This is a genomic window from Verticiella alkaliphila (assembly GCF_018904615.1).
In the GTDB taxonomy this organism is placed as follows: domain Bacteria; phylum Pseudomonadota; class Gammaproteobacteria; order Burkholderiales; family Burkholderiaceae_B; genus Verticiella; species Verticiella alkaliphila.
Genome location: NZ_JADCNH010000030.1, coordinates 1 through 25,365, shown reverse-complemented (window position 1 = coordinate 25,365; position 25,365 = coordinate 1). Strand labels below are relative to the sequence as shown.

General features: G+C 64.5%; 24 protein-coding genes, 1 tRNA gene, 2 pseudogenes and 2 CRISPR repeat arrays. Of the genes and pseudogenes, 6 read left to right on the top strand and 21 right to left on the bottom strand.

Translation table 11 applies throughout. The annotated features are described in order from the left end of the window. The first annotated feature begins 177 nt into the window (after positions 1-177). Positions 178-933: a sulfite exporter TauE/SafE family protein gene (locus IMZ29_RS16800; protein ID WP_216186230.1), complete on the top strand. Its 756-nt coding sequence runs from the start codon at positions 178-180 to the stop codon at positions 931-933. 68 nt (positions 934-1,001) lie between these two features. Here IMZ29_RS16800 and IMZ29_RS16795 read toward each other — a convergent pair whose 3' ends face one another. Beyond that, positions 1,002-1,778 (bottom strand): MOSC domain-containing protein, encoded by a 777-nt coding sequence (locus IMZ29_RS16795; RefSeq protein WP_216186228.1) that lies wholly within the window; start codon positions 1,776-1,778, stop codon positions 1,002-1,004. 215 nt (positions 1,779-1,993) lie between these two features. After that, positions 1,994-2,327: direct repeats of the CRISPR family, unit length 29 nt; unit sequence CGGTTCATCCCCGCATGCGCGGGGAACAC. Between the two features lie 248 nt (positions 2,328-2,575). On the opposite strand from IMZ29_RS16795, the gene IMZ29_RS16790 reads away from it, so the two are divergent. Continuing rightward, positions 2,576-3,574: an asparaginase gene (locus IMZ29_RS16790; protein WP_216186226.1), complete on the top strand. Its 999-nt coding sequence runs from the start codon at positions 2,576-2,578 to the stop codon at positions 3,572-3,574. A 204-nt stretch (positions 3,575-3,778) separates the two neighbouring features. Then, positions 3,779-4,235: a CRISPR direct-repeat array (repeat unit 29 nt; unit sequence CGGTTCATCCCCGCGTGCGCGGGGAACAC). A gap of 65 nt (positions 4,236-4,300) precedes the next feature. Here IMZ29_RS16790 and cas2e read toward each other — a convergent pair. From cas2e to cas3, 9 genes are read right to left on the bottom strand one after another with little or no spacing between them, the layout of a single operon-like run. Beyond that, complete coding sequence (gene cas2e, locus IMZ29_RS16785) at positions 4,301-4,600, bottom strand: type I-E CRISPR-associated endoribonuclease Cas2e (RefSeq protein ID WP_216186224.1); 300 nt, start codon at positions 4,598-4,600, stop codon at positions 4,301-4,303. Then, positions 4,601-5,488, bottom strand: a complete 888-nt coding sequence (gene cas1e / locus IMZ29_RS16780) for a type I-E CRISPR-associated endonuclease Cas1e (protein ID WP_253207206.1) — start codon at positions 5,486-5,488, stop codon at positions 4,601-4,603. Between the two features lie 26 nt (positions 5,489-5,514). Further along, the gene (cas6e, locus tag IMZ29_RS16775; RefSeq protein ID WP_216186220.1) at positions 5,515-6,186 is read right to left on the bottom strand and encodes a type I-E CRISPR-associated protein Cas6/Cse3/CasE; all 672 of its coding nucleotides are present in this window, start codon (positions 6,184-6,186) and stop codon (positions 5,515-5,517) included. Next, complete coding sequence (cas5e, locus tag IMZ29_RS16770; RefSeq protein WP_216186218.1) at positions 6,183-6,947, bottom strand: type I-E CRISPR-associated protein Cas5/CasD; 765 nt, start codon at positions 6,945-6,947, stop codon at positions 6,183-6,185. The genes cas6e and cas5e overlap by 4 nt, the downstream gene beginning before the upstream one ends. A gap of 3 nt (positions 6,948-6,950) precedes the next feature. After that, positions 6,951-7,985, bottom strand: a complete 1,035-nt coding sequence (cas7e, locus tag IMZ29_RS16765) for a type I-E CRISPR-associated protein Cas7/Cse4/CasC (protein ID WP_216186216.1) — start codon at positions 7,983-7,985, stop codon at positions 6,951-6,953. Between the two features lie 3 nt (positions 7,986-7,988). Further along, complete coding sequence (casB, locus tag IMZ29_RS16760; RefSeq protein WP_216186213.1) at positions 7,989-8,639, bottom strand: type I-E CRISPR-associated protein Cse2/CasB; 651 nt, start codon at positions 8,637-8,639, stop codon at positions 7,989-7,991. Continuing rightward, complete coding sequence (gene casA / locus IMZ29_RS16755) at positions 8,636-9,781, bottom strand: type I-E CRISPR-associated protein Cse1/CasA (protein ID WP_253207205.1); 1,146 nt, start codon at positions 9,779-9,781, stop codon at positions 8,636-8,638. The genes casB and casA (IMZ29_RS16755) overlap by 4 nt, the downstream gene beginning before the upstream one ends. After that, complete coding sequence (gene casA, locus IMZ29_RS16750; protein WP_216186209.1) at positions 9,679-10,188, bottom strand: type I-E CRISPR-associated protein Cse1/CasA; 510 nt, start codon at positions 10,186-10,188, stop codon at positions 9,679-9,681. The genes casA (IMZ29_RS16755) and casA (IMZ29_RS16750) overlap by 103 nt, the downstream gene beginning before the upstream one ends. A 49-nt stretch (positions 10,189-10,237) precedes the next feature. Further along, complete coding sequence (gene cas3 / locus IMZ29_RS16745) at positions 10,238-12,979, bottom strand: CRISPR-associated helicase Cas3' (RefSeq protein WP_216186207.1); 2,742 nt, start codon at positions 12,977-12,979, stop codon at positions 10,238-10,240. Between the two features lie 165 nt (positions 12,980-13,144). Here cas3 and IMZ29_RS16740 point away from each other — a divergent pair, with 165 nt between their 5' ends. After that, positions 13,145-13,411 (top strand): BrnT family toxin, encoded by a 267-nt coding sequence (locus tag IMZ29_RS16740; protein ID WP_216186205.1) that lies wholly within the window; start codon positions 13,145-13,147, stop codon positions 13,409-13,411. Continuing rightward, the gene (locus IMZ29_RS16735; RefSeq protein WP_371820324.1) at positions 13,398-13,691 is read left to right on the top strand and encodes a BrnA antitoxin family protein; all 294 of its coding nucleotides are present in this window, start codon (positions 13,398-13,400) and stop codon (positions 13,689-13,691) included. Before IMZ29_RS16740 ends, IMZ29_RS16735 begins: the two co-directional genes overlap by 14 nt. A gap of 855 nt (positions 13,692-14,546) precedes the next feature. On the opposite strand, the gene IMZ29_RS16730 is transcribed toward IMZ29_RS16735, so the two are convergent. The 9 genes from IMZ29_RS16730 to IMZ29_RS23375 all read right to left on the bottom strand — a co-directional run bounded on the left by IMZ29_RS16730 (position 14,547) and on the right by IMZ29_RS23375 (position 21,847). Further along, entirely contained in the window at positions 14,547-14,903 is a 357-nt protein-coding gene (locus tag IMZ29_RS16730) for a hypothetical protein (RefSeq protein ID WP_216186203.1), read from the bottom strand. Next, on the bottom strand, positions 14,900-15,670 hold the full coding sequence (locus IMZ29_RS16725) for a CPBP family glutamic-type intramembrane protease (RefSeq protein ID WP_216186201.1): 771 nt from the start codon (positions 15,668-15,670) through the stop codon (positions 14,900-14,902). Before IMZ29_RS16725 ends, IMZ29_RS16730 begins: the two co-directional genes overlap by 4 nt. Beyond that, complete coding sequence (pth, locus tag IMZ29_RS16720) at positions 15,670-16,266, bottom strand: aminoacyl-tRNA hydrolase (RefSeq protein WP_216186199.1); 597 nt, start codon at positions 16,264-16,266, stop codon at positions 15,670-15,672. The genes IMZ29_RS16725 and pth overlap by 1 nt, the downstream gene beginning before the upstream one ends. Positions 16,267-16,488: 222 nt before the next feature. Then, a complete protein-coding gene (locus IMZ29_RS16715; RefSeq protein WP_216186197.1) occupies positions 16,489-17,106 on the bottom strand; it encodes a 50S ribosomal protein L25/general stress protein Ctc in 618 nt (205 codons plus the stop codon). A gap of 155 nt (positions 17,107-17,261) precedes the next feature. Further along, a complete protein-coding gene (locus tag IMZ29_RS16710; protein ID WP_216186195.1) occupies positions 17,262-18,212 on the bottom strand; it encodes a ribose-phosphate pyrophosphokinase in 951 nt (316 codons plus the stop codon). Positions 18,213-18,397: 185 nt separating this feature from the next. Next, positions 18,398-18,474 (bottom strand) — tRNA-Gln (locus IMZ29_RS16705). 12 nt (positions 18,475-18,486) lie between these two features. Further along, positions 18,487-19,536, bottom strand: coding sequence for a 4-(cytidine 5'-diphospho)-2-C-methyl-D-erythritol kinase (gene ispE, locus IMZ29_RS16700; protein ID WP_216186193.1), 1,050 nt, complete (start codon positions 19,534-19,536; stop codon positions 18,487-18,489). A gap of 5 nt (positions 19,537-19,541) precedes the next feature. Further along, a complete protein-coding gene (locus IMZ29_RS16695; RefSeq protein ID WP_216186191.1) occupies positions 19,542-20,123 on the bottom strand; it encodes an outer membrane lipoprotein LolB in 582 nt (193 codons plus the stop codon). Continuing rightward, a complete protein-coding gene (locus IMZ29_RS23375; RefSeq protein ID WP_216186189.1) occupies positions 20,123-21,847 on the bottom strand; it encodes a tetratricopeptide repeat protein in 1,725 nt (574 codons plus the stop codon). The genes IMZ29_RS16695 and IMZ29_RS23375 overlap by 1 nt, the downstream gene beginning before the upstream one ends. 229 nt (positions 21,848-22,076) lie before the next feature. On the opposite strand from IMZ29_RS23375, the gene mutM reads away from it, so the two are divergent. Both mutM and mutY read left to right on the top strand, forming a co-directional pair. Further along, positions 22,077-22,901 carry a bifunctional DNA-formamidopyrimidine glycosylase/DNA-(apurinic or apyrimidinic site) lyase gene (gene mutM / locus IMZ29_RS16685; RefSeq protein ID WP_216186187.1) on the top strand — a complete coding sequence of 275 codons (825 nt, stop codon included), beginning with the start codon at positions 22,077-22,079 and terminating at the stop codon, positions 22,899-22,901. A gap of 2 nt (positions 22,902-22,903) precedes the next feature. Further along, entirely contained in the window at positions 22,904-24,013 is a 1,110-nt protein-coding gene (gene mutY, locus IMZ29_RS16680; protein WP_216186185.1) for an A/G-specific adenine glycosylase, read from the top strand. Positions 24,014-24,016: 3 nt separating this feature from the next. Here the strand turns inward: mutY and rodA are convergent. Together rodA and IMZ29_RS16670 are read right to left on the bottom strand one after the other, a co-directional pair. Further along, positions 24,017-25,152, bottom strand: a pseudogene (rodA, locus tag IMZ29_RS16675) (rod shape-determining protein RodA). Then, positions 25,149-25,365 (bottom strand): annotated as a pseudogene (locus tag IMZ29_RS16670) (hypothetical protein); the annotation flags it as partial. The pseudogenes IMZ29_RS16670 and rodA, both read right to left, overlap by 4 nt.

Below are 25,365 nucleotides of genomic sequence, written 5' to 3'. Positions count from 1 at the left end.
CCTCGCCGTCAACCGGGCATTGTACCCGGCGAGCGCGGCGTGTCGCTGCGCGCCTGCGTGGGGCGGTCTTGTCGCCGGCCTGTCGCTCGCGCAGCAGCATGCCCCAATCCACCCGCCCGCTCGATAGGAATAGGCGCACAATAGGGCCCCGCTTGGTTGTCGCGCAGCGAAGACAGCATGATTTCGACGATGGTGGTGGTAGCCCTGGGCGCCATGGTGGCCGGCCTCGTCCAGGGCATTTCCGGCTTCGGTTTCGGCATGGTCGCCATGTCCTTCTGGGTGTGGAGCATCGAGCCGCGCGTGGCGGCCGTGCTGGGCGTGACAGGCGCGCTGACCGGGCAGCTGGTGGCGGCGGCGTCCGTGCGCCGCACGGTGCAGTTGCGCCACCTCGCCCCGTTCCTGCTGGGCGGCCTGGCCGGGCTACCGCTCGGGGTATGGCTGCTGCCCCGCCTGGACGTCACCCACTTTCGCGTGATCCTGGGCGCGATCCTCGTCATCTGGTGCCCCATCATGCTCACCATCCAGCGCATCCCGCGCATCACGATCGGCGGCCGCGGCGCCGACGGCGCGGTGGGGGTGATCGGCGGCGTCATGGGCGGGCTGGGTGGCTTTACCGGCATCGCCCCGACGCTGTGGTGCACGCTGCGCGGCGTCGACAAGGCCACGCAACGCGCCGTGATCCAGAATTTCAACCTCGCGCTGCTGCTGGTGGCGATGGCAGGCTACCTCATCTCCGGCCTCGTCACCCGCGACACCTGGCCCCTGCTGGCCGTGCTCGTGCCCGCCATGCTGGTGCCGAGCTTCCTGGGCACACGCATCTATCACCGCATCAGCGAGGCGCAGTTCCGCATGGTGGTGCTGGGCATGCTGACGCTGTCGGGCATCACGCTGTTGATCGCCTCCGTGCCAGCGCTGCTGGCGCGCGGGGGATGACGCGTATCGGGGGGCCATGCACTGGCCTGCGCCATGCCGGCATCGCGGTCTCAGGACGCGAATGAGGCTTAGCCGAGCAGCGTCAGCGCATCCCCCGGGCGGATCGTGCCGCCCACCAGCACTTCGCCGTAGACCCCCATGTCCCGATGCCCCACATGCGCCTGCAAGGCCCGCGGCACATCCAGATCGCGCTCGCCCGTGGCCGGATCGACCTCCGTGGCCGGACACCGCACCGTGCGCTTCAAGATGCGCAACCGCACCTCGCCCAGCGCCACCTCCCGTCCCACCCAGCCCAGCTCCTCCCAGGCCGGCACGCCGTCGACGTACACATTCGCCCGAAACCGCAGCGGATCCACCGGCCGCCCCACCGCAGTCTCCAGATCCCGCACACTCGCCAGATTGATGAGCGAGATCGCCGACATATACGCCGCCGAGGTCACACTTACGTCCGTGAAGCGATGCGTATCCGAGCGCACCAGCCAGGGGCGCCCCGGCAACGCCCGCGGCAGGAAGGCCGAGAGAAAGTCCGAGAAGCCACGCACCGAGTCCTCGTCATCGACCGTCACCGTAACGCTGCCACCGTCCGGCGCCTTGACCTCCAGCTTTGTTCCCTCCTCCAGCAGCCGCGTGTGCAACGCGGCCAGCCGCTCATGCTGCATGAGCGTCACGAAGGACGTCTTGCGCAGGGGCTGATAGGTGGCCGCATCGAACGTCCAGGCGCCGTTGGTAATGGCCAGCCGCCGATCGAGCGGGAAGCCGTCGCCGGGCTGGAGAGTGACGTCATGGAGAGGCTCTGGGGAGAGGCCTTTGACAGGGTAGCGGTAGAGGTGGGCGAGCGTGGGCATGGGGTGACGGTCGAGTGGCGCGCAAAGCCAAATGTACAATGCCGAGCGCAGCGCCATCGTTCCGGACGTTGGGATGGGGGTGGGATTTAATGATCCTACATTCATCGTGGTGGTGCGTTTTGATGCCGCGGTCCTTCAAGCACCGCTGTGCAAAGGGTTGCCCCCTGCGTGCGCAGGGAATGCCCCGCCTCCCACCATGACTTCACCCCATCCAACGGTTCATCCCCGCATACGCGGGGAACATCGCGGACCCAAGACCCGCATCGAGCCCCACTACGGTTCATCCCCGCATGCGCGGGGAACACCAGGCTGATGGCATGGAAGCCTGGCGGCAGTTCGGTTCATCCCCGCATGCGCGGGGAACACCTCGGCGCTACCTGCGGAACCCAAGCCGAAGGCGGTTCATCCCCGCATGCGCGGGGAACACTCTCGCACCGATGTGGTGGGGCTACAAACCGCCGGTTCATCCCCGCATGCGCGGGGAACACTCATCCGCACGAGAGATAGCGACAGATTCCGTCGGTTCATCCCCGCATGCGCGGGGAACACATTTAGCCCAAAACGTTGATTTTAAAGAATAAAATCAGCACCCAAAATTCTACCAAACTTGCCAAATGTAACTGAGCCGTTTGTATCTACTGCAGGACCCCGCCGTGGCTACCTTAATCCCACCTCACAATTTCGCTTAGACTGTGCTCCCCCTTGCGCGCCACGGAGCACCCGCAGCTGACCGAGCTAGGCGCAACCATCTTCCCGTGGGTCAGCCCTCCGATCCACGTCAGCAGTCGCAAACCGCCATGACACTCCCTCGCATTGCCATCGCCTCTTTGGGCGGCACCATCAGCATGACGCCAGACGCAGCCGCCGGTGGTGTCGTTCCCCGTTTGTCGGCCGAGCAACTCGCCGCCAGCGTGCCGGGGCTCTCTGAGGTCGCCAATATCTCGGCAGAGTCCTTGTTCCAGCTGCCCAGCGCATCGCTCAGCTTCCCGAATCTGCTCGCCGCCTTGGCTTGGGCGGAGCGGCAGGTGGATGCCGGCGCAGCAGGTGTCGTCCTGACCCAAGGCACCGACAGCATCGAAGAATCGGCCTTCTTTCTCGATCTGTACTGGCAGCGCGAAGCCCCGCTGATCGTCACAGGCGCTATGCGAGCGCCGCAGTCAGCCGGCGCCGAGGGCCCAGCCAATTTGTTGTCGGCTGTGCTGGCTGCGCGCTCGAAAGACAGCCGAGGGCGCGGCGTCATGGTGGTAATGAACGACACGATTCACGCCGCCCGCTGGGTGCGCAAGCGCCACACGCTTACGGTGCAAGCGTTCGAGTCGCCCGAGACCGGACCGCTGGGCGTCATCGTGGAGGGCATAGCGCATTACTTCCACCCAGCGGGCACCCGCCCCCCTGCGCTCCCGCCGGTGTCTGGCGACGTCCGCGTGGCATTGCTCGAAACGTACATGGGCGACGACGGGCAGATCGCCGAGCTCGTGCGCGCGGCAGGCTATCAGGGCCTCGTGATTGGAGGCTTCGGCGCAGGCCATCTCTCCTTCGGCTTCGCAGAAAGAATGGAAGCGCTATGCGCTGACATGCCGGTAATCATTGCGACGCGCACTGGTGCGGGCCCCACTACCTCAGCCACGTATGGGTACATTGGCTCAGAGGTAGACTTGGCACGCCGAGGCGCCATCATGGCCGGCTGGCTGTGTCCGCGCAAAGCGCGCGCATTGCTGTGGGGGATGCTCGCGGGAGGCATTGGACGTTGCGATATTGCGCGAGCCTGGAAGGATTGGCATCAGAACTTGCGGTGAGCGCTTCAGAGCGGTTCGAGCGATCAACTAGCAGAGCGCTTTCACAGCGGAATGGCCCGGTCAAGCCCTTCTCGGAGATCTGATGTTTCATCCCCAGGTTTGCGGGGAACACTCCAGCTTCGTGCATAGCTTCAGGCACTTGTCCGGTTCATCCCCGCGGCGCGGGGAACACAACGAGCTGACCATCGGCAAGGTGCGCAACACCGCTTCTTCCCCGCATGCGCGGGGAACACATGCGCCGGTAGTTCTTGGCCGCCTTTCCACCCGGTTCATCCCCGCGTGCGCGGGGAACACAGATCCACTGTGCGCTTCGTGGCCTTGGCCTGCGGTTCATCCCCGCGTGCGCGGGGAACACACCGCCCACCAGTCCGTCTCCGGCTTCGGAGCCGGTTCATCCCCGCGTGCGCGGGGAACACAGTTAGCCATGAATTTCCCCGTGTATGTCCCTACGGTTCATCCCCGCGTGCGCGGGGAACACATGGGTCGATCACCGATGAGGAAATGTCCTACCGGTTCATCCCCGCGTGCGCGGGGAACACCGATGACATCGTGATGACCATGGTTCTCTTCTCGGTTCATCCCCGCGTGCGCGGGGAACACTTACACGCGTGGCTACTATGTCAGCACATATCCGGTTCATCCCCGCGTGCGCGGGGAACACACTTAACACAAACCACTGAATCTTAAGGGAAAAATTCACCCCTAAAAATCTACCGATTCCGCTTGTTAAAGATCGCGTTTGTCAAGAGGGTAAAACGCCACCAGCTGAAGTCCGTCAAACTCAATCGGCAGTCGTCGGTTTGCTCCCAGCGTCTGGAACTCATAGCCAGACTCGTGAGGACTCGCCCACGCCATGACGACATTACCGTCCTCATACCCCGCACTCAACTGTTCCCAGATCATTTCACGGGTCCGCTTGGAAACGTCGCCGATGTAAACACCGGCCCGCACTTCGAGCAACCAGATGGCCATGCGACCGCGCAATCGCGGTGGCACGTTCTCTGTCACGACAACCAGGAAACTCATCTACTGTGCCCGGTGACCGACATCGCCAATGATCTCGGGATTGGGAATCGCCGGGGGGACAGACTCTGGCGGTGCCGCTGGTGGGTCGATACCCCCCGCGCTCAGCACCTCTTCGATAGCAGGAATGATGCGCGTGAGGAGCTTGCTGCTACGGAACAGATCGCGACAGGCCAGGCGCACTTCGCGCTCGGGATTGTGCGGGCTCTTGGCAGCGATCCGGAATGCCAGTGGCACCACCGTCTCGAATTTGAACAAGTCCGCGATGTCATAGACAAACGACAGCGGCTTGCCCGTGTGGATGAAACCCACCGCGGGCGCATACCCCGCGGCGAGAACCGCTGCCTCGGTGATGCCGTACAGGCAAGAGGTCGCAGCAGAAAGGCTGCGGTTCGGAATATCGGCCGCGTCCCATTGCTGTCTATCGTAGTTGCGAGACCGCCAGTCCACACCGTGCTGCTGCGCAAGAAGCTTGTACGTCTCGCGTACGCGAGCCCCTTCAATGCCCCGCAGTTGCTCGACACTACGTCGTGCCGGCGCGGGCTCCTGAAAGCGCATCCCGTACATCTTGCGCACAACACTCAACCGCAGCTCGTCGTCCAGGGCCAGCTTGGCCTGGTACAGCAAACGGTCTGCCCGGGCTCCGCCAGGCTGGCCGCTCGCATACAGCCGCACGCCAGATTCACCCACCCAGACGAGCAAGGTGCCCACCGTAGACGCCAGATGCACTGCCGCGTGCGACACGCGCGTGCCGGGCTCGAGCATGATGCAGGCGACCGACCCAACGGGAATGTGCATCCGGATGCCCGTCTGGTCAATGACGACGAAGGCGCCATCCTGCACATCGATCTGACCGTACTGGACGAAGATCATGGAGACACGGTCTTTCATGGGAAGGGGCTTGAGGCGCGGGAGCATCAACCCAGTCTCTTGACCAGTAGCAAACCGCACCCAAAACCCTTTGCGTGCCCAACACCATGGCACAGCGCATCTTGCAGGGCTTTTGAATCCGCCACACGCGCAAGGCCTTGATAATCCAGAGAGGAATAGGTAATGTCCTCGCCCTTGCGGCGCAACCTGTGCTGCTGGTATGCCGACTGCTGGACGGTGCCGGCATCTACGTTCAACCCCCATGCGGCTGAACGGTCGACGAGCCATCGCATGGCTGCTGCGTTGACCTCTGCTGACCGCGCGTCTCCGCCCCCCGCCACCGCCCGCTTGGCATCCATGAGGACGTCATGCCGCCGCGACGGCCCGCCTTCGACACGCCGGCTCACGGTCGGATTGGCACGAAGATCGAAGCGCACGACTTCCCCTTCGTCTAGCGCAGGGGAATAGGGCTTGGTCTGCACGGAGAACAGACCAGGATCCGCCTGTGGTAGACGGCGAGAAACGACGTAATAGACCAGCCCACCATCATCCTGCGTTTGCGCACGAAACACGAAGTCTCGCGGCTCGCCGTCCCCAGGAAACAGCTGCCAGACCAAGGCGTGATCCCGATAAGCAGCACCATGGCGTGCCAACGTCTGGAGCAACTCCGAATCCCGCGGCCTTGCAATGATCCGCGCCCGAGAGAAGTAGTGGCTCATGGCTCGCCTCCGCCCAAGGACACGTGTTCTCGACGCGGTGCGAACTGCCAGCGCCGTCGAGACAGTGGCTGGTCGTGGCGCACCGTCGAAAAGCTGGCCTCCATGCCAGGGGTCATGCCATCTTCCCAGAAATAGCGGGGCGCCTGCAGCGCGAACGCGCGCTGATCCATCGGACTGGGCCAGGAGGCGTCTGGGCGGGACGTCAGCAGAGCCATCAGGGATGGCAGCGGTACACCGTCCAACGCAGCGCGCAGATCGTCCGCCTCGATGCACTGTGGCATCAGCGGGACCGCCAGCGGGCAGGATTTGCGTCCCAGGTACGGGGTGTAATGCGGGGTCCGCAATGCGCCAGCAAGCTGCTCCAGTGAATACGGGGCGTCGTCATGCGCGACTTCTACTGCCACGACGGCCACGCTGTCGCAACGATACTCGCGCGTCGACAAGAGCGTACTGACTTTACCCTCGACCAGCGACTGACGACGTGAGCGAAAGACTTGCTTTCGCCCGGGCTCCCCCACCTGCACGGTGTGGTAATCCCGCAATGGCGAGCCTGTCGCAACCAGCTTGATGCCAAAGCGATAACCTGCGGCGAGCGCACGCTGGGCATCGTCGTCGTCGCGCTCGAGCCCCAGCGCGGCGCCCAGAAGGCCCAGCAACGCCGAGCGCGACGGTTGCACGCTCGAATGCCGCATTTCACCTACGGCCACCTCTCCCCAGCTGGCAAGAGGCCCGTAGATCCGCATCAGCAGATACGTGGCCATGACTTACTCCGATGCTGCGATATCAAGCAACTCCTGCAAGCTGCCCTCACCACGCAGCACGTCGAGCTGGTAACGCGTATCTGCGCAAGCGCCGTATACCTGGTCCATGTTGTCGCGAACGCGCTCGAGCGCCGTCACGGCTTCGGCCGCATAGTCCGAACCGGTCACAGGCTTTACAAAGGCCAGGGACAGCGAACGGGGCTGCTGTGCCCCCTTCTCCAGTAGCGCATAGTGAGCATAGGCGCGGCTGGCGAAGCTGTTCTGCTTGCCGCTCGGCCCCACTTTGTGCGCGGCGTCGATCAAGGCGCGCAAAGCCTGCTGGGTCAACGCCTCATCACCTCCAAGATTCTTCTTGAGAAGGTCGCGGTCGATGCAAACGTACTGATAGAACACGGCCGCTGCAAATCCAGACTCCCCGATGTGGGCTGCACCCGAATCATCGAGATTCAGATCGTCCACCGCCGTGAAGTAATCGTCTTCGATGACGGAGGCATGTACACCCAGTGCGTGGGCGACTTGCACGGCGGCTTCGCCGTTGTTCTCCTTCTTGGCTGCCAGCATGCGGCCGAACATAGCGATATCGACGGCCGTCTGCTTATGGAGCAAGCGCCCAAGCTCTTCGTCCGTAGGCTCTCGTTTCTCTGCAGCAAGAGTGGCGACGAGTGTATCGAGCGTCGCTCGCTCTTCTGGAGCGACGTGCACCAGTTGCTCGATTTCAAGCGGGTTGTCTTTCTTGACGCTGCCGTACACAGACGCGATCTTGCTCGCCCACGCCTGAGCAGACTTCTCCGCAATGCCCGCGGCAACAAGCGTTTCGAAAGCGTCCCGCCCCAAGCGCTTGGTACGTGTGCCGATATGGCCACCCACCTGCTGTTGCATCAACTCTGACGTACGCCAGGCGCGCTTCAAGCTCTGCGAGGACACCCGCAGACGCTCCACGCCGCCCATGCGCGCCGTCTTGGGCTGGCCGAGGTCATCACGGTTCAGATTGGCGGGGGGATACGACACCAGCAGGTGCAGTTGAACAAAGCGGGTCATTCGTCACTCCTTCGAATCGGTCGTGGCGCCGGCCTGTTCCTTGGCGCTCAGGTAATAGTCGTGTGCCCAATACAGCTTGACGCTCTGCGCCGCATTGCTGGGAGGGCGGTCGATTTCGGTGAGATAGGCCAGCACGTCATCGGCGAATTGCGTCACGTCGACATGGCCATCGGCCAACGCCAGTGCACGCACAAGCTGTCGGTACAAGTCGTCCAGCGATGTCGCCTTGAGCATGCGCTTGAAACGCAGCTCGCTCATCAGCAGCTCTTTGCTGTCTTTGCGCTTGGGCGCATAACCCACCTGCCACGCCAGCGAACGGCCATCCCCGGCGTCTTTCTTGACGTGAGCGAGCAAGCCGCAGGTCATGGCGATACGGCGATAGACGTCCGAGCTATCCGACAGGCGCGGGTGCGTCTTGGCGGCGTCCAACGCCAAAAGACGCTGCGCCAGCCGGTGCGGGGCGGCGGCCAGCACGAGGTCATCCAGGTTGGCGGCACGCCGTAGATGGGCGCGGTCCCCACGATCGAAATCAAGGCCCGATGCCAGCGCTTTGTGCTTCGCTTCAGGGTCGAACTCCTTGGGCTGGAGAGCCTTCCACCAGGCGCGGACAAACTCGCGCTGTTTGTCGTCCAGATAAGGATTGCGCGCCTTCATGCTTTCTCCGTCAGATGAGGGGAAATCGAACTCCAAAGTGTCTTTGCCGCCTTGCCCGCCTTGAGGTCCTTGGCTAGCGCTGCCCTCGCCCGGACGACCCGAGCAAGATCGCGTTCCTCGACAGGGCCCGAGAGAGTCCAGTGCTCGAACAGGTTCATCGCAGCGCGACTAACATGGGATAGCCACTGACGAGACAGTGCGGCACACTCGGCGGGATCGCGTACATCTGAGCCGGCGAGCGCCTGCACACCCGCATAGAAGGCAGGCTCGGTGCCCTGCCAGAAACTCTGATGGATGGCCGGCTCGCTACCTGTGTCGCCGGGACGTTTGAACCAGGCCGACTTGACGCGGTAGTGCAGAGCGCTGGCGGCTTCCGACGCCACTTTCGTCCAATCACTGACCTGTTCGATGAAAAGACGCTGATCCGCTTCGTCGACGACGTGTACGGGAAGCGTGCTGTCGTACCAGCAACGCGCCTTCATGTTATTCATGTCGTAGCCGAAGCACCACAACCGGGCGGGCCCTGCCTTGAGCGTCGCTCGATAGTGCTTGATCACCTGCGCTGCCTGAGGCTGCTGATCTGGCTTGCCGAACGTGAGACCCAACCAATGCCGGTAGCCGATGCCACCCGGCTGCCCCTTGATAGACAGCGGCGGCGACTCGTGCTTGGGATCCAGGCTGTACGGCGTCAGAGGATGCATCCATGCGCCGGTGTAGTTGGTTCCACCGTACCGCGTCCGATAATGCTGGAACAACTTGACGCCCTGGCTATCGCATACCGCGCAATCTCCCTGCGTGATCGTCGCCGAGTCGAGACGGATCCGGCGCGGCATGCTCCAGTAAGCCTGCAGGGGGTGTACGGTGTCCGGCGTCGTGTCGAGCGCACCTGGGCCATCGCTTGTCCGGGTGGGTGCCATCCAGGGAAGCACGGCACCCCAAGCTGTCACCGGATCATGACCGAGCGTATCGCTCGTCAGCACGTTGGCCCAAAGCCGCTGCCAGAGCGTGGCGTCCTCCTGCTGGGGCAGCAGCAAGGTCGTCATCGGCCCGCCGCCACGCAGCGATGTTCTGATCCCGCGGCCGCCTGAAGGGGCGTTGATCTGCAGGGTGAACAGTGCCTGGGCCACACAGGCTTCGCACATGCCACCCTGCGCAGGGGCTTATTGAAGAACAAGTTACTGTCGGAGCCGGCGTCGATCAGCAGGTCGAGCACGGACAGCTGATTCGCATCCGAGGGCAGGTCGGCATCCTGCATGAAAGCAGGACCGTCAGCTTCCAACTCGAAGGCGGACAGAATGGGGGCTACGAATGTGCGCAGTGTCTGCGCATCCGGCGGAGCGGCCCAGCGCTCCTTCCACTCCTGCTTGTCGACAGGCGCATAGGTGATCTGGAGCACGCCGATCAGAAGCTGATAGACCGCACCTTGGAAGTCCGGGCGGTCTGTGACGATGTCGTGATAGTCGGTATCACCAATCTGCAACGGTGAGATCCGATGGATCTTGCCCGCCGCATCTCGGACGCGAAGCCAGGGATCAGACAGCAGGTTCATGAATGCTTTCCCATGTTGGAGCCTCGTTGTTATTCGCCATTTCGATGGACTACCACCACAAGCCGCGCACGTCGTCGTAATGCAGGGTCAACGGACGACCTGAGCCGTCCGCAACATCTGCCTTCCACATTCCATCGTCGCGGCGCATTGGCACGATGACAGCGGGTGCGTCCAAAAGGCGATGCTTGCAGCGGAGCGCATCAAGTGCAGCTCCCCACCGCTTGAGATCCTTTGGCGCCAGATCGGACACACGCTTGGCATCTACCCGGACAGCCGATTGGTCCCAGGCCTGCCTCCCCAGGTCGGTCCGCCAGGGCTTTAGTTCGCCATCCACCTCCCGGGCCAGGTAAAGCGCTCGCGTTTCGTCGCCCAAGCGGGTCGGCACCTCGATCGCCCCGGCCCAGTGGTTCGGGGCGCTATCCCAGCAGTAGCCACAATCCAGCTTGAGGCTGTTGAAACTGCCTTGGCTGGCCTGCGCCAGATCCTTGCCGAGTTGCTCTCGCGAAGCGCGCTGCAGCGTCTCGGGAATTGGCTCCGCGTCCTCGCCATAGACGGCCTCCACGAGTTGCCGCACCGCCCCTGGCTCGCCAATCTGCCCTGGGCTGATGATGCAGCCCGAGTCCGACAGCGCTCGGGCGCTACGCCATAGCGTGCCGACGTCGGGATACACGTAGCAGGCCTGGGAGAACATTTCGGAGTACCACGCAGGGCTCGGATCGTCCGATGGCACTGGGCAGAGAAGATGCAATACCGGAGAGGGACGATGCTCCTTCCCGTCGTCCGATGGCGTTCCGTCGACGAGTCGCGCGTGCCTCTGAAGACGTCCAGCGCGCTGAATGATGAGGTCGACCGGCGCCAGATCCGTGATCATGGCGTCCACGTCGAAATCCAGCGACTGCTCCAGAACCTGGGTACCGATCAGCACATGCCCTCGCCTCGTCTCCGGCCCGGAGTGCTTGCCGAAACGTCGCAGTACGTCGGCCTCGATATCCAGCCGATCACCCATCGCGTAACGGCTGTGGAACAACGTCAAGTGGTTCGAGGGCAAACTGTCAGACAACACATCGAACGCACGACGCGCGTCCTCCACCGTGTTCCGAACCCAGCAAACGCACCGGCCGGCTGCTGCCTCGGCCAGCACTAAGGCCAATGCCTCAGCCTCGTCATGGATGGGCACAACAGCGACTCGTCTCACCAGCTGTGGCCGCGTCTCACAGGCATGAACACTGATCGACGCGGCGACCTGTGTCGCCAATGGATAGCGCAGATCAGGAGCGACGCTTTCACTCGTCAACCCGAGGCCGCGTTGATATGCCTGCACCAATTGCTCTCGATATCCCGAGGGCAGCGTGGCGGACAGAAGAATGGCGGTGCCGCCCTGGCGAGCATGCGCTTCGAGCAAACGTCGCAGAAGCACACGCATGTAGCTGTCGTACGCATGCACTTCGTCCACGATCAACACTTTGCCCGCCAAGCCAAGCAGGCGAAGCGACTGGTGACGCACGGGCAGCACCCCCAGCAGCGCCTGATCGATGGTTCCTACCCCGACGTCCGCGAGCAACGCCTTCTTGCGGTTGTCTGCGAGCCAGGTGTTGCATTGCGCTGAGGCGGTCTGGTCCTGGGCTGTGTAGTTGCGATCCTGGGGCTGATCGTCTGTCTGAATGACGCTTTGACGAAAACCTTCCATCAGGTCTCGTGCACCGTGCGCCAGGATCAACGATGGACGGGCGGATGCGTCGTAGAAGTAACGGTAGACGGCGCCAACACGGTCGTACATCTGATTCGAGGTGGCCATGCTAGGCAGGGCGAAGAAGAGCCCGTGGGCGGCCCCTTGCGCCATGAGCCGCTGCGCGAGAATCAATGCCGCTTCGGTCTTTCCAGCGCCGGTCACGTCCTCCAGAAGAAACATCTGTGGACCCGACTCGAGCGAGACGTTTGCGGCGTAGTGCTGCAATGGCGTCGGTTCGCGCAAGTGCTCGAAAAGCGCCAGCGGTGTCGTCCAAGCTCTCACGGGATTGTGAGATAGCCCCGACTGTTCCAACGCACGCTCAGCACCAGCCAATGCCACATCTGTCCAATACGTTCGCAACGCGACAGGTGACGTGCAATAGCCAAACACGCGTTGGTTGGAGCCGAGCCAGTCGGCTAGGACGGCCAATCCTGCCAGCTTCCAGGCGTGATGGCGCAGAACGTTCACTTCGCGACGACCGGGTGTTGGAATGTCTGCGGGAAGCCAAGTGGCGGCGACTTCGGAAACGAAGGCGTCGACAGCCTCGCGATCTTCCATCAGGAAGTGGTCTTCGGCGTACAGCCCATCGCCACTATCAGTTGCCTCTTGAGGCGGTCTGCCATGATGGCCCAACGCCGTACGCGCCCATACACCCCAGAAATCTGACCCAGCGCCAGGCAGCAAGGACTTCAGAGTGCCCGACGAAATGTCGTCCTCCCACACTACCCAGCCCAACGTATCGTGCCGATATCGGTAAGGGAGTCGCTTGTGATTCTGAACGAGCTCAACGGACAGTTCGGGGGCCAGGCCCTGGAAGCTCCGCGAGAACTTGCCAACGTCGTGAATGAGCAGAAAAAAGACGGCCAGCGACTCTACCGTCGAAAGAGGCCAACCCAGCGCCCGCGCCAGGCCTTCGAGTGAATACTGTGGCAGACGCAGCAATGCCGCCCCGCAGGCGCCGACATCCAAACTGTGGAACGGCAACAGATGGAATGTGTTCGCGCCTTGAGGGGTTGCTTTTCCCCAGTAGCGGAAGAAAGTAGTCTCGGCAGACGACGACATGCAAACGACAGAAATCGTGACAATTCGAGTCTACACGCGTCATTATGTGAGTTACGGTTTGGTCGCCGTGCTTTCGCATGCGCTCGGCGCAACCCTCTGCGCGAGTTAGGTTGAGCTTAAAAAGCTCACTTGCAGAGACTTCATATCGTATGCACAATTTAGGCGATGGACATCACGTACGACGTTGCCAAGAACGATAGAAACATCGCGGATCGCGGCCTCTCGTTCGATCTAGTGCGCCGTTTCGATTGGAACAGTGCCCTGGTTGCCGAAGACACCCGCAACGACTACGGTGAGCCTCGATTCCAGGCGCTTGGCATGATCGATGGCCGTTTGCACATGGTGGTGTTCACAGCACGTGAAGTGTCGCTACGCGTCATCAGCCTACGTAAAGCCAATGCTCGCGAGGTAGCTCGATATGAAAAAGCTTGATCTCAGAACGCCCAACCCAGAGATGGTTGACGACGAAAACCCTGAATGGACAGAAGCGACATTCCGCCGCGCACGTCCGGCAGCTGACGTCCTTTCTGCCACCCTGCAGGCCAAGCTGGGCATACGCGGACGTGGCCCACAGAAGGCACCGACGAAAGAGCGCATCACCATCAGGCTATCGCCGGACGTGCTCGACTCATTTAGAGCGTCGGGCCCAGGCTGGCAAGGGCGTATGGACGACGCACTGCGAGACTGGTTGAAAGAACACGAGCCCGCGTAGCGAGGCGTTGCCCGCGTGCGCGAAACACACTGCGCGTCAGGAGCGAGTCATGACTAGGACGCGGCTTTGCGAGGGAAACATTCCTCGCCTAGTGCCCACTCCGCGCCGGCATTGAGACCGCTCATCGCCTGTCGAGCGCTTCATCCTCACCATTGCGAGGAACAAGCGTGCGGGGCAAGCTTGATGCGAACACGTCGGTTTATCCCCGCGTGCGCGGGGAATACAGCGGCAGCGCACATCTCAGCGACGATGACCTCGGTTCATCCAAGCATGTGTGGGGAACACTAGGCCAACATCTGCGGCAAAGGCTATGCGTTCTGTTCCTCCCCGCATACGCGAGGAACACTAACCGAGCTCTACCAGCTGGCCGTACCAGGCTGGTTCATCCCCGGATGCGTGGGGAACACGCCGCGCCCGGACCTGAGCTCGACCGCTGGGGCGGTTCATTCTCGCATGCGCGGGGAACACTCCAGCACCTCACGGATCGCAGCCACGGTGCCCGGTCCATCCCCGCACGCGCGGGGAACACGAGAACATCGGCTAGGTCCTCGCCTTTTACGGCGGTTCATCCCCGCATGCGCGCGGAACACTCTGGGCGGATCAGCTCGAACCAGATCGACAGCGGTTCATCCCCGCGTATGCGGGGAACACTTCATAGGACGGCAGGCCGTGCTGGTGGTCTGCGGTTCATCCCCGCGTATGCGGGGAACACACTTCCAACAACCTACTGATTCTAAAAAGAAAAACCACCACCAAAAATTCTACCGATTTTTCAGATTGTAAAAGAGCAAAAACCCGTCTCGATTTGGGACTTCAGGTGAGTGCCTCTAGCACCCCAAACGATCCTGCGTTTCCCTACTCAGCCCCCAACCACACCTGCACCCCCTCCACCGGCGCGGCCTGCCAGCACCGATCCGTCGCCTGCACGCACACCAGCGTCGCCAAGGGCCGCGTCACGCGCTCGAAGCTGGCGCCGGGCAGCGTGGCCACGAGACCCTGCACGACCCATTGCGAACCCTGCGAAAAAGTGGTCACTTCTGAGCCGCTGCCGGAGGCGTGGCGCGCGGTGACTTCGCCGATCTTCACGCGTTCGCTCACGGCGCCGTAGCGGTCCCATTCGCCGGGGACGGCGTTGGCTTCCATGTACAGCCACCCGCTCGCGCCGACGAGCAGCGCGATGGGGACGGCCCAGCTGGCGATGTTGCGGATCATGTGCCGTCCGGCAGCGGCAGGGGCATGCCGCCGTTCAGGGACACGAGCAGCCAGAGCAGCATCACGGGGCCGGCGTTGAAGCAGGCGTGCATGAGGATGGCTGCGCCGATGCCGCGCCGCATGCGCACCCAGCCCAGCACGAGGCCGGTGATCCATTGCGGCAGCACGAACACGGGCAGCAGCCACCAGGCGGCGATGTTCAGGTCGCTGAAATTCAGCAGGTGCAGGATCGCGAAGGCGAAGGTGGCGCTGTAGAAGATCGCCGGGAACCAGCGCCGGTAGCGGCGGCGCGCCTTGAAGCGCCAGCGCACGCCAGGCACACCGGGCAGGGCGGTGAGCGCGAGCAGGCCCGCCAGCACCGTGGCGCCGAGCATGCCTTTGCCGTACATCACGATGATCACGAAGGCGGGCATCAGCCACAGCAGGGTGCCCGGGCGGCGCAGCCAGAAGCGGAACATCAGCTCTTCGACGATGGGCGCCCAGAGGATGGCGAGCACCCAGGGCACCGCACTCGGGTCGAGCCGATGGCTGGCACCGGTGGCGGTGGCCACGCCGGCCGCGATGGGGCCGAAGACGACGAGATTGACGGCCCACAGCAACAGCACCCAGCGCACGATACTGCCCAGGCGCACGCTGCCGACCCAGTCGCTCGCCACGGCAGGCATCGGCGCGTGCGGCAGGCGGGGCGTAAGCGTGGGCTTGCGCAAGAAGCGCCAGAAGTCCCGGAACTCGTCGCGAAAGCGCAGGCGCGGCACCGATGCCGCCATCAGGGGTTGCCCCCGTGCAATTGGCGTATGGCCTGCTCGACGTTGCCATCGAGCAGCGCGGGCATGATGGCGCGGCCCCGCGTGATGGTGTCCTCGATCGGGCCTTGCTCATCGCGACGCGGCGGGTGCAGCACGAAATCCGCCACCGGTTGGGCAAGGTTCAGCGTGCGGGGGTGACCGATACCCAGGCGCAGGCGCCAGAAGTTGGGGGTGCCGAGCGCGGCCTGGATGTCCTTCAAGCCGTTGTGACCAGCGTGACCGCCGCCCTGCTTGAGCTTGGCCTGGCCCGGCATGAGATCCAGCTCGTCGTGCACGACGAGCACCTGCTCGGCGGGAATTTTGTAGAAGCGCGCCAGCGCGCCCACGGATTGACCGGAACGGTTCATGTACGTCATCGGCTTGACGAGAATGACCGCCTCGCCGGCGTGCCGGGCCTTGGCGACGAATCCCGCAAAGGCTTTCTCGAGCGTGAAACTCGCGCGCACGTCGTCCGCCAAGGCGTCGAGAAGCCAGAAGCCAGCGTTGTGGCGGGTCTTCTCGTAGTCCGGGCCGGGATTGCCGAGGCCAGCGATGAGGCGGATGGGCGATGGAGGCATGCAGTTGAACAGCGGGAACGTGGAAAACCGAACCCGCTAGGATACACAGATTGAGAGGATTCTCGGACGCAGGGCGCTGTCTGGCACGCACCTGCGTGCGGATACCCGACGGCCTGGACACGTGTGGGAGGACCCTGCGCCGAGCCCGGGCGTGCGCACCAAACACAACGCCCCGGCTGCGTAAAGCGAGCCGGGGCGTTGAGAAGCGCGAATTAGCTGGGCTTAGGCCTGGGCGTCACCTTCGCCTTCGGCGTCGTCGGCAGCGTCAGCACCGCCACCCACGGTCACGGCCGAAGCCAGGACGGGGTTGGCATCGCCACCGTGCGAGACGTAGGTCACGCCCTTGGGCAGCTTGACCTGATCCAGGTGCAGCGAGCCGCCGGCGATGACGTTGCTCAGGTCGACTTCGATGAACTGGGGCAAGTCGTTCGGCAGGCAGGAGATTTCCAGCTCGTTCATCACGTGGGTGATGACGTTGCTGCTCAGCTTGACGGCCGGCGAGACTTCCGCGTTCACGAAGTGCAGCGGCACCTTGGTGTGCAAGGCCTGGCCAGCGGCCACGCGCTGGAAGTCCACGTGCAGGACTTGCTGCTTGTAGGCGTGCCATTGCACCGAGCGCAGCAGGACGTTGTCGCCCTTCTTGCCGTCGAGTTGCATGCTGAGGATCGACGCGTGGAATTCTTCCTTGCGCAGGGCATGGTAGATTTCGTTGTGGTCGAGTTCGATGTTCAGCGGCTGGCCTTCGCCACCGTAGACGATGGCCGGCACACGGCCCGCGCGGCGCAGGCGGCGGCTCGCACTCGATCCCTGGACGCTACGCGAGGTTGCGTTGAATTTCATGGAAATGCTCCGTTCTGGCGGCTAGGCCGCCCAAGATGACGCGCCGCCAACGTGGCGACACGCTTTTTGCAGCGGGGCCGCGACCAGCCCCACCACGAAAACCTGTCAAATGCGCTGTCTGTCGAGGACGCGGGCCGCGATGGCGGCCCGGGCAATCACTCGACGAACAGCGAGGACACCGACTCGGCGTGCGAGATGCGCAGCATCGTCTCGCCCAGCAGGGCGGCGCACGAGAGTTGGCGGATGCGGCCGCTCGCGCGGGCTTCCTCGGAAAGCGGGATGCTGTCGGTGACGACGAGGCTGTCCAGCTCGGACTGGAGGATGCGATCCACGGCACCGCCCGACAGCACGGCGTGCGTGGTGTAGGCGGCCACGCTCAGCGCGCCGTGTTCCTTCAGGGCGGAGGCGGCCTTGCACAGCGTGCCGGCGGTATCCACCATGTCGTCCATGATGATGCAGTTGCGGCCTTCCACGTCGCCGATGATGTTCATCACCTCGGAGACGTTGGCGCGCGGACGACGCTTGTCGATGATGGCCAGATCGGCTTCGAGGCGCTTGGCGAGTGCACGGGCACGCACCACACCCCCGATGTCGGGCGACACGACGAGGAGGTTCTCCATGCTGCGCTTCCAGATGTCTCCGAGGAGAATCGGGGCGGCATAGATGTTGTCCACGGGGATGTCGAAGAAGCCCTGGATCTGGTCGGCGTGCAAGTCCATGGTGAGGACGCGATCGACACCGGCGACCTGGAGCATGTTGGCCACGACCTTGGCCGAGATGGACACGCGGGCCGATCGCGGACGGCGATCCTGGCGGGCGTAGCCGAAATACGGAATGGCGGCAGTGATGCGGCCCGCGGAGGCGCGGCGCAGCGCATCGACCATCACCATGATTTCCATGAGATTGTCGTTCGTGGGTGCACAGGTGGGTTGCAGCACGAAAACGTCTTTGCCGCGGACGTTCTCGTTGATTTCCACCATCACCTCGCCATCGGAGAACCGACCGACGGTCATCTTGCCCAAGGGCATATCGAGGTGATTGGCTACGTCGACCGCCAGCCGCGGGTTCGCGGTGCCGGTGAAAATCATGAAGTTGTGTCGCGTCATGCGAATTGCCCGTTACCTGTCGCACCAATGACAAGGCTGTTGATCACGACCGCGACCAACAGCCTGGCGAACCTGTACTGGAATTTGGATTCTTTTTCCGAAAAGCCCGCCAGCCCGAAAGGGCAACTGCGGCAGGGCTGCGTGACCGTTGATTCACGGCCGTGAAGGACCTTCAGGAAAAAAAATGGCTGGGGAGGAAGGATTCGAACCCTCGAATGCCGGAATCAAAATCCGGTGCCTTAACCAACTTGGCGACTCCCCAACGGCACTGGACTCATTCAGCCCAGTGTTGCAGCGGATGCTTATCAATGCCAGCACACACGGTGATGGCCTGGATCGCATTCGCTGGCGCTGCTTTCGCAGCTTCATCCGAAGCTCGGATTGTAGCTGCGATTTCGGCTTTGAGGGTATCGGCTTGCTGCTGCGAATCACAGGCCACGAAAAGACAGGCCCCGCTGCCGGACATGCGAACATCGCCTGCCTGGCGGCCGATTCGCTGCACCGCCTGCGCCATGATCTGCCTGGCTTGTTCGACCTGCGAGAACCGGGAAAACACCACCGATTCGAGATCGTTCCTGCCAAAGCGGCTCAAGGCCACAGGGTCGATACCTTTCGACCGATTTCCTGCGTCAGCATTCTCATCAACAGGTGACAAAGAATGTTGGGTAGGAAAGTCCGCTATTCTGACAACGGATGAATCCCTTGTCAAGCAAGGATCGCCAAAAACTGCCGCGGTAGGCACGTGGGCATGTGGCTGAACCACCACATACCAGGCCGGCGTCAGCGTGAGAGGCTGCAGGCGCTCGCCCACGCCCTCGGCAAAGGCAGCGGTGCCACCCACGAAGACCGGCACGTCCGCACCCAATGGCAAGGCAATTGCCATCAGTGCCTCGCGCGACAGCCCTGTCCCCCAGAGCCGATTGAGTCCCAATAGAACCGTGGCCGCGTCACTCGAGCCGCCCCCCAGGCCGCCGCCCGCCGGCACGCGCTTGTCGAGCGCGATATCTACCCCGAACGCGCAGCCAGTGGCCGCCTGCAACGCGCGCGCGGCGCGCACCGTGAGGCAGGCATCCGACGGCACGCCATCGAGCGCGCTGACCCGTTGCACGAGGCCGTCCTCGCGGCGGCGCAGGTGCACGGTGTCGTGCAGCGTGACGAAGGTGAAGACGGTCTGCAGCAGGTGATAGCCATCGGGCCGGCGGCCCGTGACGTGCAGGAAGAGATTGAGCTTGGCCGGCGCCGGCAGATCGCGCAGCTCGGTCTGCCCCTCGGCGGGCAGCGGGCAGGGAGCGGCCGGTGCCAAGCCGGAATCTACAGCGATCATGGCGCTCAGGAGGCCGGTGTGATGACGAGCCGCACGTTGATCACGCCGTGGCCAGGCTCGTTGCGCTGCATCTCCAGCCGCACGGGGCCGGTGGCATCGTAGGCATTGACGCGGACACGCCAGCCGGCCTGGTCGTAGGCCTGCGGCCGGCCTTCGGCATCGCGCTCGACGATGGTGGCGGGCGGATTGGCGGGCAGGTGACCCCGCAGCCAGTCCCGCAAGCCGCCGACAGGAATCGGGCTGCCGAGCACGCGGGCGACGAGTTCGTCGGCCGTCGCTGCCGCCGTCTGGGTACCGTTGGCCTCGGTGAGCAGCGCGGCGCCGTTGGGCGCTACGTCGACTCGGGCCAGCGTGGCACCGACGGGCGACGTCAGATCCAGCACCAGAGCACGCCCATCGTCACGCCAGGCAAAGCCGCCCTGCACCGCATTCTGCTTGCCGCTGATCTCGTCCACACGCAAGGCGAAACGGCCGCTGCGCGCCAGCGCGCCGCTGGCCACCGAGGCACCATCTACAGGCACGACGGGGGGCGGTGCAGCGCACGCGCCCAGCAACAAGGTCGTCACCACGACCAGCCAACGCATCATCACAACGTCACTCCCAGGCGTTGCAGGGTGGAGCGCAAGAGCGCGTCATCGGGCGTGCGGTTCTGCACCGCACGCCAGATCAGCATGGCCTCGTCGCGCTGGCCGCCCGCCCAAAGGGCCTCGCCCAGATGCACACCGATCTCGGCTTCCGGACGCAGACGCCAGGCGCGGCCCAGGTATTCCACGGCCTGCGGGAAATTGCCCTGGCGGTAGTGGACCCAGCCCATGCTGTCCAGAATGGCGGCGTCGTTGGGCTCGAGCTGAAGCGCGCGCTGCACCAACTGCTCGGCTTCGTCCAGGCGCACGTTGCGATCCGCCAGTGTGTAGCCGAGCGCGTTGTAGGCGTGGGCATGCGTCGGGTCGAGCGAGATGATGCGACGCAGCTGCTGCTCCATGCCATCGACATCGCCCTGGCGCTCCAGCAGCATGGCGAGGTCGTAGCGGATCTCGGTGCTGTCCGGCAGGCGCGCCGAGGCGGTCTGCAGGGCGCGAATGGCCTGCGGCACACGACCGGCATCACGCAGGATCTGGCCACGCACGATGGCCTGCAGCACCTGCTCGCGCTCGTCTTCGGGGCCTGCCTTGTCCAGCACCTGCATGGCCTCGTCGATACGGCCCTGCTTGGCGCGCACCACCGCCTGACGCATGCGTGCAGGGAAGCGGGCGTCCGGCGCGCTCATCGTGCCGAGGATGTCGTAGGCGGCATCGAGTCGGCCTTCTTCCTCGGCGATGCGGGCGAGCAGGAGCTGCGCATCGACGAGGCTGGAGGTCGGGTCGAAGCTGTCTGCGCTCGCGGAGCGGCGATCCGATTCGACCTGGATGTATTCCTTGAGCCACTTCTCGGCTTCTCGGGGGCGGCCGGCTTCATAGCTGATGGCGCCCTGCAGATAGAGCAGCTCGAAATCCTCCGGCGAGTAGCGGCCCATGGCGCGCAGCTCGTTGATGGCGGATTCGTAATCGCCGCGCTGCACCAGCGCACTCACGAGCGCCAGGCGCAGATCGCGCGCCTGTGGGTGGCGGGCGATGAAACTGCGCGTGCTGCTGATGGCCTGCTGCGGTTCGACGCGCAGGCCGAACTGCAACACCATGCCAGCCGCGAGCTCCCAATCGGGCCGGGCCGCCAGCGCAGCACGCGCCTCGGTGAGCGCGCGGCGGTGATCGCCGGCCTCATAGGCGGACTGCGCCATCGCCGCACGAGCTTCCGGCAATTCGCGCAGCTCGCCCACCAACATGTCGTCCAACAGCGCCAACGCCCGCGGACGGTCGGCCAGGCGGGACAACACCATCTGCGCCTGCGCGATGGCTTCGCCCTTGTCACGCGACTCGTTGATCTGGCGGCGCAGCGTCTCGGCCAGATGCTGGGTGTTGCCGTTGGCGGCGGCGAGCATGAGCTCGGTGTGATAGGCCTGCGGATCCTCCGGCGAGAGTTCCAGCCACAGCCGGGCCGCGTCCCAGGCGCGCGGCAGATTGTCGCCCGCCAGCGCGTATTCCAGCGCGCGTCGCGCCAGGCGGGGATCCCGCGTGTTGCGGGCAAGCTCCAGCGCCGTGCTCGTGGCCGACGCCCACGAACCGCCCTGGGCGGCCACGTCGGCGGCGAGAATCTGGAAGAGGATCTGCCCGGTCAGCTCGTTCTCGGGCAGGGTACCGACGATCGGCGGCTCCTCGAGCTCGCCCAGCATCGGCATGTCCGGACCGGCGGCGCCAGGTCCAGGCTGCGCGGCCACAGGGGCTCCGGCCAAGCCGGCGGCCAGCAAAAGCGCCCATCCCGCGTTCTTTACGATTTTCAGCTGCATCAAAGCGTATCCCAGCTTGCCTCGCGGCTCTCAGCCCCCATTTTCACACGATCCCGGCAAGGCGTTGCGCAATCGCGCCGAGCGGCTTTGGTATCCTCACGCAGGCGGCTTTGCATGCTTCCTGTGAATCTTCCGCAAACGCCGCATTCACGCACCTTTCATGCCCGAACTTCCCGAAGTCGAAGTCACCCGCCGCGGCATCGCTCCCCACGTCGAAGGCCGCCCCCTGCGTCATCTCGCGGTGCGCAACGCCAGTCTGCGTTGGCCAGTGCCTGCCACGCTGGCTGACACCGTGAGCGGGCGTACCGTGCTGGAAGCGGGTCGCCGAGGCAAGTATCTGCTGTTGCGTTTCGACAACGGCACCCAGCTCGTCCATCTCGGGATGTCAGGCTCGCTGCGCGTCGTGCCGTCCACGCAGCCGCCGGCCGTGCATGATCACGTCGATTGGGTGTTCGACGACTGCATCCTGCGGCTGCGCGATCCACGGCGCTTCGGCGCCGTGCTGTGGCACCCCGAGGAAGACGGCCCGGTGCTTGCGCACCCGAGACTCGCGAGTCTGGGCATCGAGCCCTTCGACGAGGCCTTCACCGGCGCGCTGCTCTTTGCCGGCACCCGCGGCCGCACCACGCCCATCAAGCAGGTGCTCCTGGGCGGCGAGATCGTGGTGGGCGTGGGCAACATCTACGCCTCCGAAAGCCTCTTCCGATCCAGCATTCACCCGCGCACGCCCGCGGGGCGGCTGAGCCTCGCCCGCTGCCTGCGGCTGGCCGAGGAAGTGCGTGCCACCCTGGCCGAAGCCATCGCCGCGGGCGGCAGCTCGCTGCGCGACTTCGTCCACAGCGATGGCAGTTCGGGCTACTTCCAGATCGACAGCCGCGTCTACGGCCGCGAGGGCCTGCCTTGCCGGGTGTGTGGCACGCCCATCCGGCGCATCGTGCAATTCCAGCGCGCCACCTTCTACTGTCCGCGCTGCCAGCGGTTCTGATCATGTCTTCTGTGCTTTCCCGCGTGGGCCGCCCCGCGGCCCCGGATCTTCCCTTTGCCGAGCGCGTCATCGCGTGGCAACGCACCCACGGGCGCCACGCGCTGCCGTGGCAGAACACGCGGGATCCCTATCGCATCTGGCTGTCCGAGATCATGCTGCAACAGACGCAGGTGGCGACGGTCATTCCCTACTACGAGCGCTTTCTCGCGCGCTATCCCGACGTGGCGAGCCTGGCAGCCGCGCCGGATGCCGACGTGATGGCGCTGTGGGCGGGCCTGGGCTACTACACCCGGGCGCGCAATCTGCACCGCTGTGCGCGAGAGATCGTGACGCAATGGGGCGGCCAGTTCCCGCCCGACGCGGCGAGCATCGCCACGTTGCCCGGCATCGGCCGCTCCACCGCGGCCGCCATCGCGGCCTTCGCCTATGGCGAGCGCGCGGCCATCCTGGACGGCAACGTGCGCCGTGTGTTCGCGCGGCACTTCGGCATCGAAGGCGATCCGGCCTCCACGCGCGTGCAGCAGGTGATGTGGAGGCATGCCGATGCCGAGCTGCCGGCCCTGCGCGCCGAGACCGAAGCGCAGGCCAACGCCATGCGGGCCTACACGCAAGGTCTGATGGACCTGGGCGCGACGCTCTGTACGCGCGGGGTGCCGGATTGCGGACGCTGTCCGGTACGCAGCACCTGCGTGGCCCTGCGCGAAGCGCGCCAGCACGAGCTGCCCACGCCCCGCGTGCGCAAGGTCTCGCCCGAGCGCACCACCCACCTGCTCTGGATCGAGCACGATGGCCGCATCCTGCTCGAACGCCGACCGCCCACGGGGATCTGGGGCGGCTTGGTGAGCCTGCCGGAATTCGATGGTGAGGACGCCGTGGCAGCCTGTCGACGACTCGGCATCCCGGCGGACGCCGCACATCCACAGACACCCTTCCTGCATGTCTTCACGCACTTTCGACTGACCGCCACGCCGTGGCGCATTGCCGCGGCCGAGCCGGGCACGCTCAGCGATCCCGCACACACCTGGGTGCCGCTGGCCGAACTCGCCGATGCCGGGCTGCCCGCCCCGATCCGCAAGCTGCTGGTGACGTCGGCGCAGGGGACGCTGCTGTAGCGCTCAGGTGCGCCGCACGCGGTGCCGATGCACCGCCATCAAGAGACCGGCGGCGACCCCCAGGGTAAGCAAGGACGTGCCGCCATAGCTCATGAAGGGCAGCGGCACGCCGACCACGGGCAGGATGCCGGCCACCATGCCGATGTTCACGAAGGCATAGACGAAGAACACCATGGTGAGGGCGCCGGCGAGCAGCCTGGAGAACGCATTAGGCGCCGCCCAGGCGAGCGAGAGCCCGCGCATCAGCAGCAGGAAGTACAGCACCAGCAGGAAGATGCCGCCCACGAGGCCGAGCTCTTCGGCGAAGACGGCGAAGATGAAGTCGGTGGTGCGTTCGGGCACGAAGTCGAGCTGCGACTGCGTGCCTGCCATGTAGCCCTTGCCAAAGACCCCCCCTGAGCCGATGGCAATCGAGGACTGGATGGTGTGAAAGCCTTTGCCCAGCGGATCTGTCGTCGGGTCTAGCAGCGTGCACACGCGGTGCTTCTGGTAATCATGCAGGATCACCCAGTCGAATTCGGGCGCGCACAGGGTCTGCTCGTACGCGATGATGCTGCCGACGGCCACGACTCCAGCCACGGCGATGGGCACGAGCAGCTTGAACGACAACCCGGCAAAGAAAATGACGAAGAAGCCCGCGGCGAACACGAGCAGCGCAGTGCCCAGATCGGGCTGCTTCACGATGAGAAGGAACGGCACCAGCAGCAGCACGCCCGCCACGAAGAAATCGCGGATGCGCAGCGAGCCTTCACGCCGGTGGAAATACCACGCGAGCATCATGGCATGCCGATCTTCATGATCTCCGAGGGCTGGATGTGCGTGACGCCCAGATTCAGCCACCGCGTGGCGCCCATGCGGGTTTCGCCAGCGACTTCCACGAGCACGAGCAGGATCACGCCCAGCACATAGACCGGACCCGCCAGCCGCTGCAGCATCTGCGGCGAGGCCTGCGCGGCGAACCACATGGCACCGAACGCCAGGCCGAAATTGCGGACCTGCTCGGCAAAACGGCCGTGCGTGCCGCCCACCGCCGAGTGCATGGTGGCCAGGCCGACCGCGCACAGCATCAGCAGAAGCAGCAACAACCAGGGATCAAAGACGAACACGCGCCCGAGGGCACGTTTGACAAGCGGATTCATGGCATGTCCCGCGTGTCGCGGGAAGGAACAGCAGAGACATTCACGGGCGAAGGCCGGCGCAGCAGACTGGCCGCAGGCGGGCCGTCGGCAACGGGGGACGACGCACCCGCGCCCTGTGGCCCACTCTGGGCCGCCAGACGGGGCGAGGGCGCCTCCCGTGGACGATCCGCGGGCGCAGCCGGCCGGGCGACAGGTGTGCCAGCCGGCACGCCG